Here is an 11,009-nt window from a genome sequence, read left to right on the forward strand (position 1 = left end):
TCCCCGCCCTGACCCCGGCCGCCGGCGGGCCCAGGGTGGCCCTGCACACGGTCACCCTGGACGACGACGGCGCCCTCCTGCCCGGCCTCGCGGCCACCCACCAGGGCCTGGTCGTGGCGGCCTGCGGAGTCGGTCACGTACCGGCCGGACTCGCCCCCGTACTCGGCGAGTTGGCCACCCGCATCCCGGTCGTCCTGACGTCCCGTACGGGAGCGGGCTCGGTCCTCACGTCGACGTACGGTGCTCCGGGCTCGGAGACGGACCTGCTGAGCCGCGGCCTGATCAATGGCGGTCTGCTTGACCCGTACAAGGCACGCGTTCTGCTGCGCGTACTGCTGTCGGCAGGGGCGGCCCACGAGGACATCACCCGGGAATTCACCCACCGCGCCTGACACTTGGGCCCGCAGCCGGCCCCGACGGCCGTCGGACCTGTCCGCGGGCCCTCAGTCCTCCGCCACGGGACCCAGCGCTTCGACCTCGCCCGCGAACGCCGGGTGTCCCACCGCCTCACACACGAGCCGCAGCCTCCGCCGGTGCGTTCCGTAGCGCTGCGCGAACTGGATCCCGGGCTCCCCGTCGTTCTCCCAGGCCTGCACGATCACGGCGTCGGACCGCTCCTGATCGACGGTGAAGTACCCGTCGTGCGCGAGCGCGTACCGCAGACAGTCCGCCCCGACCGCCCGCAACTGCTCCCGCGCGATCTCCGCCTCCCGCTCGAACGTATCCGCCCGGCACCGCTGCAGCTTCCGCCCGTCCGCGTACTCCATGAGCACAAAGGTCGTCAGCTCCTGCCCCTTGGTGGCCCGCAGCGACTCGACGGCATGGCCGACGGCGGCGAAGGCGAGAGCGATCAGCTCTTCGGGGGCGTCATCGAGGGGGGACGTAGACATGCGCCCAGGAAACCATGGGCACCCGCTGCCGCCCGGCAGCGGGTGCCCATGGTGAACCGGCGCTTCACGCGGCCCTGGTGAGGGTGGACCGGTCCTGCTCGGACAGTGTGGCCCGGTCGGCGCCGGGGGCTTGCCGTACGGCAGTCGCAGGGCCGGCCGCGGCCCCGTGTCCGTCGTGGCGCGGCCAGAGCAGCAGGGCGCCGATCGCGCCGGCCCCGGCGAGGGCCGCGAGGACGGACCAGGCGAGGGCGAAGCCGTACCGGGTGCCGAGCCCGCCCGCGATGGGGTAGGTGATCAGCCAGGCCAGGTGCGACAGCGAGAACTGGGCCGCGAACGCCTCGGGGATCGCGTTCCGCGCGACCGAGGCGCGCAGGACCTTGCCCGTCGGCGTGATGATCAGCGCCATGCCCATGCCGATCACGGTCCAGGTGACCGCCGTACCGGCCCAGGTGCCGGCGCCGGCCGCGATGAGCGTGACCGCGCCGGCCGTGCCGCCGACGAGCACGGCGGCTCCGGTCAGCATCACGGTGCGGGCGGCGACCCGGTCGAGGACGCGGGGGAGTGCCAGGGCGGTCACGAGGGTTCCGGTGCCGGACGCGGCCAGCATCCAGGCCACGCCCGACTGCGAGCCGCCCAGTTCATCGCGCACGTAGTTGACGGTGCTGACGACGACGATCGAACCGGCCGCCGCCACCACGAGGTTGAACGCCATGATGCTGCGCAGCCGAGGCGTGGTGAGGAAGGTCCTGATCCCGGCCGCGGCTTTGTCCCACGCCTTGGTGTGCGCGCTGGGGCGGGCGTTCGGGACGCGCGCCGACAGCACGAGCAGGGCGGAGAGGAGGAATCCGGCGGAGGTGCCGAGGAACAGCCGGTCGAAACTCATGAAGGCCAGCGCGACCGCCGCGAGTACGGGGCTGAGCAGGCTCTCCATGGTGGAGGCGACCTGGGACGCGGACAGGGCCCGGGTGTACGCGGACTCGTCGGTGACGATGTCGGGGATGACGGCCTGGAACGTCGGGGTGAACGCGGCGGAGGCGGCCTGGAGCAGGCCGATCAGTACGTAGATGTGCCAGACCTCGCTCACCAGCGGCAGGGCCAGGACCACGAGGCCGCGGATCACATCGAGCAGCACCAGGAAGGTTCTTCGGGGGAGCCGGTCGATGTAGGCGGCGGTCAGCGGGGCGATGACCACGTACATGACCATCTTGAGGGTGAGGGCGGTGCCGAGGACCAGGCCGGCGCGCGGCCCTGCGAGGTCGTAGGCGAGCAGCCCGAGGGCGACGGTGGTCAGGCCGGTGCCGAACAAGGCGATGACCTGGGCGCCGAAGAGGAGACGGTAGTCGCGGAGGGCGAAGAGTCGCATGACGTTTCCTTCGGTGTTCATGCGGCGGGGCGCGGCCCCGGGGTGGAGGCCGTGCCCCGCGCGTACAGGCGGGGGTGTCTTCTTTGCGCACCGAGTTGCTCCCTTGGCGGCCGGTCAGTGGTGGCTGTGGTGTCCCGCGTGGCTGCCGTGTGCGGACGCGTGGTGGCTGTCGTGCCCGGGCGCGCCGGCTTCGGCGGTCCGTACCGTGAACTCGGCCGTCCGTACGACGCCTTCGTGCTGGAAGTCCAGGAACAGGCGGTACGTGCCGGCCGTCGGCGCGACCGCCATGAAGGCGATGTGGGGCCCTGCCGCGGTGACACCGTCACCGGGCTCGCCCTCCGGGTGCACGTGGAGATAGCCCAGGTCTCCCACCCGCAGCGCCACCAGGTGTCCGTACGCGGACAGGTAGGGCTGAAGGTCGCTGACGGGACGGCCGTTCCGGCTCACGGTGAGCGTCAGCTCGCTCGCCTCGGCGGGCCGGAGCTCCCCGTCGAGCGTCACGGTGTACTCCCCGGTCCGCGCCCTCCCGGTGGCCTCGGGCAGCGGCTGCGGCTCGTACGCTCCGGAGACCGCGGCGTCGATCCCCAGCGTCAGGGTTCCGCCGTGCCCGGTCGGGTGGACGTCGGCGAAGAACCGCCAGTCACCGGGCGTCAGGTCCAGCCCGACGCTCCAGCTGCCCTTCTCGTCCCTCACCGGGTGGACGTGCTGGAACCCGGCGGTGTCGCGCCGCACGGCGATGAAGTGCAGCTCCTTGTCGTGCTCGGTCTCGAACTCGGTCACCGGCCGCCCGTCCGGGCCGGTCACACGGAAGCCGACCGTCTGGACCCCGGCGGCGAAGACCGTCGCATCGAGCTCGAGCGTGTACCCGCCCTGCGACACCGAAAGCCCACCGGGCTGGGCATCGCCGTGCGCGCCGTGACCTCCCTGAGTGCCGTGGCTGCTGTGGTCGTGACCGACGTGCGTACCCATGGCGTTCTCCCACCTACAAGTCGTTTCCTGCCGCCGCCCCGTCCGGGCGACGATCAGAACCATATACCCCTGGGGGGTATATGGCGAGCCCTCCTGTGCGTCTGCCGGCTGTCCAGGACTGACCGCAGGACGACCTGTTCCCCGGCTTGAAACGACCGTGGGCCGTGTCCTTCCCCTCGACGGGAAGGACACGGCCCACGGTCTATGTACGGCCCAGGTCAGCAGCTACACGCTCTGACCCGCGGGTTTTCTAGATGTCGAAGTACAGCTCGAACTCGTGCGGGTGCGGGCGCAGCTGGATCGGGGCGATCTCGTTCGTGCGCTTGTAGTCGATCCACGTCTCGATCAGGTCCGGCGTGAAGACGCCGCCGGCCAGCAGGTACTCGTGGTCCGCCTCGAGCGCGTCGAGGACCGCCGGGAGCGAGGTCGGGACCTGCGGGACGCCCGCGTGCTCCTCGGGGGCCAGCTCGTAGAGGTCCTTGTCGATCGGCTCGGCCGGCTCGATCTTGTTCTTGACGCCGTCGAGGCCCGCGAGCAGCAGGGCCGAGAAGGCCAGGTACGGGTTCGAGGACGGGTCCGGCGCGCGGAACTCGACGCGCTTGGCCTTCGGGTTCGAGCCCGTGATCGGGATACGCATGGCCGCGGAGCGGTTGCGCTGCGAGTAGACCAGGTTGACCGGGGCCTCGAAGCCGGGGACCAGTCGGTGGTACGAGTTCACCGTCGGGTTCGTGAAGGCGAGCAGCGACGGGGCGTGCTTCAGGATGCCGCCGATGTAGTAGCGGGCGGTGTCCGAGAGGCCCGCGTAACCGGCCTCGTCGTAGAACAGCGGCTGGCCGCCGGTCCACAGGGACTGGTGGACGTGCATGCCCGAACCGTTGTCACCGAAGATCGGCTTCGGCATGAAGGTCGCGGTCTTGTTGTTGCGCCACGCGACGTTCTTCACGATGTACTTGAAGAGCATCAGGTCGTCGGCCGCGGCGAGCAGCGTGTTGAACTTGTAGTTGATCTCGGCCTGGCCGGCGGTGCCCACCTCGTGGTGCTGACGCTCGACCTGCAGGCCGGACCGCTCCAGCTCAAGGGAGATCTCGGCGCGCAGGTCGGCGAAGTGGTCGACCGGCGGGGCCGGGAAGTAGCCGCCCTTGTAACGGACCTTGTAGCCGCGGTTGTTCTCGACCGCGCCGGTGTTCCAGGCGCCCGCCTCGGAGTCGATCTCGTAGATCGACTTGTTGGCGGAGGTCTCGAAGCGCACCGAGTCGAAGATGTAGAACTCGGCCTCGGGGCCGAAGTACGCGGTGTCGGCGATACCGGTGGAGGCGAGGTAGGCCTCGGCCTTCTTCGCGACGTTGCGCGGGTCACGGGAGTACTGCTCGCCCGTGATCGGGTCGTGGATGAAGAAGTTGACGTTCAGCGTCTTGTCGCGGCGGAAGGGGTCGACCCGGGCGGTCGACAGGTCCGCACGCAGCGCCATGTCGGACTCGTGGATCGCCTGGAAGCCGCGGATCGACGAACCGTCGAAGGCCAGCTCCTCGTCCGGGTCGAACACCGACGCCGGCACCGTGAAGTGCTGCATCACACCCGGCAGGTCGCAGAAGCGGACGTCGACGAACTTCACGTCCTCGTCTGCGATGTACTTCTTGGCGTCGTCGGCGTTCTGGAACATCCAGCTCCTCCTACTCCCGGTCCGGGGTGGAGCCGGGGCTGTCTCGCTGTCGGTGCGGCCAGTGCGGTGGCACACGCTGGACCCGACCATAAGGACGGGGGATTTCTCAAGCATGACCCATTTGTTTCGCCCAAGTTAACCGGCCCGGAGGTGACGGCCGTCTCACCGGCCGCCCGCGCCACGGCAGAAGGCACCCGCCCGGTCCCGTACGAAACGGGGCGCAGTACCGTGGACCCGTGGACAACAGGCAAGCAATCGGATCGTGGCTGTCCGGACCGCGGCAGACCGCCGAGGACATGGGCGTCGAGTTCGGGTATCGCGGCGAGCAGTTGGGTCTGCCCGAGCACGGCCCGGGTTCGATCGCGCGCCCCGGCCGCAGGATCGCCGCCCTCGTCATCGACTGGGCGCTGTGCATGGTGATCGCATACGGCCTGCTCGCGCAGGGTGACACCCAGGCCGCGGGCAACTGGGCCGTGCTCGTCCTCCTGGTGATGAGCATCCTCACCGTCACAACCGTCGGTTCCACCCCGGGCAAGCGCATCCTCGGCCTGCGGGTCGTCGCCGAGGGCGGCCGGCGGCTCGGCATCGGCCGCGTGGTCGTCCGCAGCATCCTGCTCTGCCTCGCGATCCCGGCCCTCATCTGGGACCGCGACGGCCGCGGCCTGCACGACCGCCTTTCGCGCGCGGTGCAGGTTCGGATCTGACCGACCGCGTTGCCCTGGGCGGCGTCGTGCTGCCCACCAGGACACAAAGACGGGGCGCCCGGAACCACTCGGTTCCGGGCGCCCCATTGACGTAGGAAAAAACTCAGCGGCCGTTCTGGCCACCGCGCGGCATCCGCATGCCCTTCGGCATCGGACCCTTCGGGATCGGCATGTTCTTCATCAGGTCGCCCATCGCGCGCAGCCGGTCGTTGGTCGTGGTGACCTGCGGACCGGACAGGACGCGGGGGAGCTTGAGCATCGTGGTGCGCAGCTTCTTGAGCGGGACCTCGCCCTCGCCGTTGCCCACGATGAAGTCGTGCACCGGGACGTCCGACACGACGCGCGCCATCTTCTTCTTCTCGGCGGCGAGCAGGGACTTGACCCGGTTCGGGTTGCCCTCGGCGATCAGTACGATGCCGGCCTTGCCCACGGCCCGGTGGACCACGTCCTGACTGCGGTTCATCGCGACCGCGGGAGTCGTCGACCAGCCGCGGCCCACATTGTCCAGAACGGCGGCCGCCGCACCGGGCTGGCCCTCCATCTGTCCGAATGCGGCCCGCTCGGCCCGGCGCCCGAAGACGATCGCCATCGCAAGGAAGGCGAGCACGAAGCCCAGGATGCCGAGATAGACCGGGTGTCCGATCAGGATGCCGATTCCGAGGAAGACACCGAAGGTGACGATTCCCACTGCGGCAATGATCAGACCGATCTTCGAATCGGCCCGTCGGGTCATTTTGTAAGTGAGAGCGATCTGCTTGAGTCGCCCCGGGTTCGCAGCGCTCGCTGCGTCGTCCTTCCTCGCCATGCTGGGAAGTTTACGTGTCCTTCGTGGGGACTACGACGTGCGGGCTGCGACAGCCGCTTCCAGGACCTGCTGAGCCTCCACGCGGTCCTTGGCGCGGCGCCGGTCCTCGAGCACGGATGTCCAGGCGTTGCGGCGGGCGGTGCGCTGTCCGCTGCCGAGCAGCAGCGTCTCCATGACGCGCAGGGCGTCGGTCACGGACGGGATGGCGGTGGCGCGTACGGGCGCGGCCTGCATGTCGGTGGTCCCCCTCGGATCAGGTGCGGCAGTGGGCCTTCGTGTGGCCCACGTCGGCGATGGTCTTACGCGGTGTAAGCCCAGGCTCACTGATTGGTGTTACCAGTGCGTGACCGGCCGGTCAAACACCAATGAAGCCTTGATGCGGCTGGTCAAAAACCTGACGCGGCCCGTACGGAGCCCCTGCCTGCGGGGATCGTACGGGCCGCGTCTTCACGCCATTACGCGCGAGTAGGGTCTTGTGCGCGAAATCACAAGCTCGCGGGGTGCGGAAGGATCTCGGACGGCTTGCGGCTCAGACGGCCTGCGAGGCGATGAACGCGCCGCGCTTCTCGATCGCCATCTGGTGCAGCCGGCCTGCGCGGTACGAGGAGCGGACCAGCGGTCCGGACATGACACCGGCGAAGCCGATCTCCTCGGCCTCCTCCTTGAGCTCCACGAACTCGTGCGGCTTGACCCAGCGCTCCACGGGGTGGTGGCGCACCGACGGACGCAGGTACTGCGTAATCGTGATCAGGTCGCAACCCGCGTCGTGCAGCTGCTGCAGCGCCTCGCTGACCTCTTCGCGGGTCTCGCCCATGCCGAGGATCAGGTTGGACTTGGTGACCAGGCCGAAGTCGCGGGCCGCGGTGATCACGCCGAGCGAGCGCTCGTAGCGGAAGCCGGGGCGGATCCGCTTGAAGATCCGCGGGACGGTCTCGACGTTGTGCGCGAAGACCTCGGGGCGGGACTCGAAGACCTCCTGGAGGAGCTCCGGGACCGCGTTGAAGTCGGGGGCGAGCAGCTCGACCTTGGTGCGGCCGTCGGCGCGCTCGGCGGTCTGCTGGTGGATCTGGCGCACCGTCTCGGCGTACAGCCAGGCGCCGCCGTCCTCCAGGTCGTCGCGGGCGACGCCGGTGATGGTGGCGTAGTTCAGGTCCATGGTGACCACGGACTCGCCGACGCGGCGGGGCTCGTCGCGGTCGAGCGCCTCGGGCTTGCCGGTGTCGATCTGGCAGAAGTCGCAGCGCCGCGTGCACTGGTCGCCGCCGATGAGGAACGTGGCCTCGCGGTCCTCCCAGCACTCGTAGATGTTGGGACAGCCCGCCTCCTGGCACACGGTGTGCAGGCCCTCGCCCTTCACGAGGTTCTGCATCTTCGTGTACTCGGGGCCCATTTTCGCCCGGGTCTTGATCCACTCGGGCTTGCGCTCGATGGGGGTCTGGGAGTTCCGGACCTCCAGGCGCAGCATCTTGCGTCCGTCGGGTGCGACAGCGGACACGTCGGGCTCCCTACAGCTTCGATTCTTCGGCGTACACCAGGGTACGCCCGTTGTTTATGCGGCCGTGCGTCGAGGGCAACCTCAGGCTGCCCGCCCGCATTCCCCGTACGGCGTACGGAGCCGTCAGGCCCGCGGTCAGACGGCGGACTCGACCTCGCTAAGCGGCCGACTCGGCCTCGCGCGGCTTCAGGTCCGCGTCCCCGAGGATCGCCTGCAGGTGCTTCTCGGCGATCGGGAGCACGTCTTCGATGGTGACCTCGCGGCCGAGCTCGTACGAGAGGGAGGTGACGCCCGCGTCGCGGATCCCGCAGGGGATGATCTTGTCGAAGTTCGAGGTGTCCGGGTTCACGTTCAGGGCGAAGCCGTGCATCGTGACGCCCTTGGCGACGCGGATGCCCATGGCGCAGATCTTGCGGTCCTCCGCGCGCTGGCCGGCGTTGGACGGTGCGTACTCCGGGCCGTTCAGCCGCGGGTCGAACTCGGGGTCGGTCGAACGCGGGTCGAAGTCGAGCGTGAGGCCGCCGAACCTCGGACGGTCCTCGACCGGGTCGCCGAGCACCCAGACGCCGGCCCGGCCCTCGACGCGCGAGGTCGTGATGCCGAACTCGGCGCAGACCGCGATCATCGCGTCCTCGAGGCGCCGCAGATGCGCGATGACGTCGACCGGACGCGGCAGCTTCTGGATCGGGTAGCCGACCAGCTGGCCGGGCCCGTGCCACGTGATCTTCCCGCCGCGGTCGACATCGATGACCGGGGTGCCGTCGAGGGGGCGCTCCTCGGGAGCGGTGCGGCGCCCTGCCGTATAGACGGGCGGGTGCTCGAGCAGCAGACAGGTGTCGGGGATCTCGTCCTCGAACCTGGCGGCGTGCACACGGCGCTGCTCGTCCCAGGCGACCTGGTAATCGACCATGTCGGCGCCGAAGCCCATCCGGACGAACTGGAACTCGCTCACGTCGGTGCCTCCCTGTTTCTCCGTCCGCGGGTTTTGCGTCCGCGGTTTTACGTTCGCGTGGCCGGCGTCGACTTGCCTGCACGCTGCACGTGTCCACCCCGCCAGCAACTCTACGACTCCGTTGCGCGCGGGCGCCGGGGGCGGTCGTGCGGACGTCGCGGCTCAGGCGGCCGCGCCCACGGAAAGCGGTCCCTCACACGATCGGATGAATGGTCCGGGATCCCACCGACACCCCCCGCCACGCCCGCTACATTCGCGCCGTCCGGCGGCTGGACCCCCGCGCACACCGAGACCGCATACGGCATACAACCGCTCCGCGGACGAAGTTGAGCCCACACCGACACCCGAACCCGCCGCCAGGACCCGATCGGCAGGAGACCGCAGAGCTGATGACGGAACGACCTCCGCAGCGCACCCCCAACCGCCAGCTCGCCGCGCTCATCGCAGAGGCAGGGTTCTCCAACGCCGGTCTGGCCCGCAGGGTCGACCAGCTGGGCCTGGAGCACGGCCTCGATCTGCGCTACGACAAGACCTCCGTGACCCGCTGGCTGCGCGGACAGCAGCCGCGCGGGACCACGCCCGCGTTGATCGCCGAGGTGTTCACGCGCCGCCTCGGCCGCCGCCTCACCGCACAGGACCTGGGCCTCGACGCCTGCGCGCCCGTCTATGCCGGCCTGGAGTTCGCCGCGACGCCCGAGGAGGCCGTCGACATCGTCAGCGGTCTGTGGCGCAAGGACTCCGGCAGCCATACCGAGCTGCGGAAGATCGCGTTCACCCCGGCCGGGCTCGTGGTGCCCAGCCGTGACTGGCTGATCGGCCGGGCCGACGAGCGCGTGGGCAGGGGAGAGGCGCAGGCGCGGGTGCCCGCACAGGGCAGGCCCGGCGTCCCGCGGCAGCGGCAGCAGACCGAGCGCGGCCCCGGCCAGAAGGTCACCGGTGGCGATATCGCGGCCTTACGCTCCGTCGGCGAACTCTTCCGTGCCCTCGACCACGCCTACGGCGGCGGCCATGCCCGCCAGGCCCTGGTGCGGTACCTGGAGCACGAGGCGGAGCCCATGCTGCGCGGTACGTACAGCGAGGCCGCGGGCCGGCGCCTGTTCGCCGCCGCGGCCGATCTGACCCGGCTCGCCGGCTGGACCTCGTACGACATCGCGGCCCATGGCCTCGCGCAGCGCTACTTCGTGCAGGCGCTGCGGCTCTCGCAGGCGGCGGGCGACCGTGCGTACGGCTCGTACGTCCTGGTGACGATGAGCCGGCAGGCCGTCTATCTCGGGCACGGGCGTGAGGCGGTGCAGCTGGCGCGCGTCGCCCAGCAGGGCATCGGGTCGTCCGCGCCGCCCGTCGTGCAGGCGCTGTTGCACTCGGTCGAGGCGCGGGGGCACGGGGTGCTGGGGGATGTGCGGGCCTGTACCGCCTCGCTCGTGCGGGCGGAGCGGGCGCTCGACGGGGCGCGGCCGGGGGATGAAGTCCCGTACTGGGCGCGGTTCTTCGACGAGGCGCAGCTGGCGGACGAGTTCGGGCACTGTCACCGGGATCTGCAGCAGTTCCGTGCCTCGGCGCAGAATGCGGAGCGGTCGCTGCAGTTGCGGGCTCCTGGGTTCGCGCGGTCGCGGCTGTTCTGCCGGGTTGTGCTCGCCACGGCGCGGTTGGGGCTCGGGGAGCTGGACCAGGCCTGTGCGTTGGGGGCGGAGGCGGCGCAGCAGGCGTCGGAGATGCGGTCGGCGCGGGCGGTCGAGTACGTACGTGACTTCGAGCGCCGTCTGGAGCCCTACCGCGACGCGACTCCGGTGCGGGGGTATCGGGACCGGGTGGCGGCGCTGGGATAGTGAGCGTCACGGGGGCTCTGCCCCCGGTCCCCCGCTGGTGGCTTGCGCCCCCAGGCCCCCTGGGTCGGGGTTCTGCTTCGTGCGCGGCTGTCGGCCGGGTGCGTGCGTGCTGCGCCGGCGTTTCGTGGTGGGGACTGTTTCGTGTGCGGCTGTCCGCTGGTTCGTTTGCGCCTGCGGTTTCGTCGTGGGTCGGGGCCGGGGTGGGGTGCTTGCTCATTCGGGCAATGGCACCGCTTCCGTGAAAGGTTGCCGTCTCCGACGGGGGCGCCCGAATGACAATGCACCCCACCCCGTCCCCTCACGCCGTCGCGCGGCTGCGGGTGGGTGGGTGGTTCCGCCCTCCAC

The 11,009-nt window shown here is 70.3% G+C and carries 10 protein-coding genes and 1 pseudogene; 3 read left to right on the top strand and 8 right to left on the bottom strand.

The genetic code is table 11. From position 1 onward, the window contains the following. Positions 1-392: pseudogene (locus G6045_RS35045) on the top strand (asparaginase); the annotation flags it as partial. 51 nt (positions 393-443) lie between these two features. Here G6045_RS35045 and G6045_RS35050 read toward each other — a convergent pair. The 4 genes from G6045_RS35050 to glnA all read right to left on the bottom strand — a co-directional run bounded on the left by G6045_RS35050 (position 444) and on the right by glnA (position 4,882). Further along, the gene (locus G6045_RS35050) at positions 444-890 is read right to left on the bottom strand and encodes a hypothetical protein (RefSeq protein ID WP_165336249.1); all 447 of its coding nucleotides are present in this window, start codon (positions 888-890) and stop codon (positions 444-446) included. Positions 891-954: 64 nt separating this feature from the next. Next, positions 955-2,253 carry an MFS transporter gene (locus tag G6045_RS35055; protein WP_165336250.1) on the bottom strand — a complete coding sequence of 433 codons (1,299 nt, stop codon included), beginning with the start codon at positions 2,251-2,253 and terminating at the stop codon, positions 955-957. A 114-nt stretch (positions 2,254-2,367) separates the two neighbouring features. Then, the gene (locus tag G6045_RS35060; protein ID WP_165336251.1) at positions 2,368-3,222 is read right to left on the bottom strand and encodes a hypothetical protein; all 855 of its coding nucleotides are present in this window, start codon (positions 3,220-3,222) and stop codon (positions 2,368-2,370) included. A gap of 250 nt (positions 3,223-3,472) precedes the next feature. Next, complete coding sequence (gene glnA / locus G6045_RS35065; RefSeq protein ID WP_165336252.1) at positions 3,473-4,882, bottom strand: type I glutamate--ammonia ligase; 1,410 nt, start codon at positions 4,880-4,882, stop codon at positions 3,473-3,475. Positions 4,883-5,118: 236 nt separating this feature from the next. Between glnA and G6045_RS35070 the strand changes: the two genes are divergently transcribed. After that, positions 5,119-5,586, top strand: a complete 468-nt coding sequence (locus G6045_RS35070) for an RDD family protein (protein ID WP_165336253.1) — start codon at positions 5,119-5,121, stop codon at positions 5,584-5,586. Between the two features lie 103 nt (positions 5,587-5,689). Here G6045_RS35070 and G6045_RS35075 read toward each other — a convergent pair whose 3' ends face one another. From G6045_RS35075 to lipB, 4 genes are all read right to left on the bottom strand, one after another. After that, complete coding sequence (locus G6045_RS35075) at positions 5,690-6,391, bottom strand: DUF4191 domain-containing protein (RefSeq protein WP_165336254.1); 702 nt, start codon at positions 6,389-6,391, stop codon at positions 5,690-5,692. Positions 6,392-6,421: 30 nt separating this feature from the next. After that, positions 6,422-6,625, bottom strand: a complete 204-nt coding sequence (locus tag G6045_RS35080) for an SCO2195 family GlnR-regulated protein (protein WP_165336255.1) — start codon at positions 6,623-6,625, stop codon at positions 6,422-6,424. 295 nt (positions 6,626-6,920) lie between these two features. Then, complete coding sequence (gene lipA, locus G6045_RS35085; protein WP_165336256.1) at positions 6,921-7,886, bottom strand: lipoyl synthase; 966 nt, start codon at positions 7,884-7,886, stop codon at positions 6,921-6,923. 157 nt (positions 7,887-8,043) lie between these two features. Next, entirely contained in the window at positions 8,044-8,838 is a 795-nt protein-coding gene (gene lipB / locus G6045_RS35090) for a lipoyl(octanoyl) transferase LipB (RefSeq protein WP_165336257.1), read from the bottom strand. A gap of 389 nt (positions 8,839-9,227) precedes the next feature. Between lipB and G6045_RS35095 the strand changes: the two genes are divergently transcribed. Next, positions 9,228-10,664 carry a regulator gene (locus G6045_RS35095; RefSeq protein ID WP_165336258.1) on the top strand — a complete coding sequence of 479 codons (1,437 nt, stop codon included), beginning with the start codon at positions 9,228-9,230 and terminating at the stop codon, positions 10,662-10,664. The last annotated feature ends 345 nt before the right edge of the window (positions 10,665-11,009 follow it).

The organism is Streptomyces mesophilus (assembly GCF_011044995.1).
GTDB classification, from domain to species: domain Bacteria; phylum Actinomycetota; class Actinomycetes; order Streptomycetales; family Streptomycetaceae; genus Streptomyces; species Streptomyces mesophilus.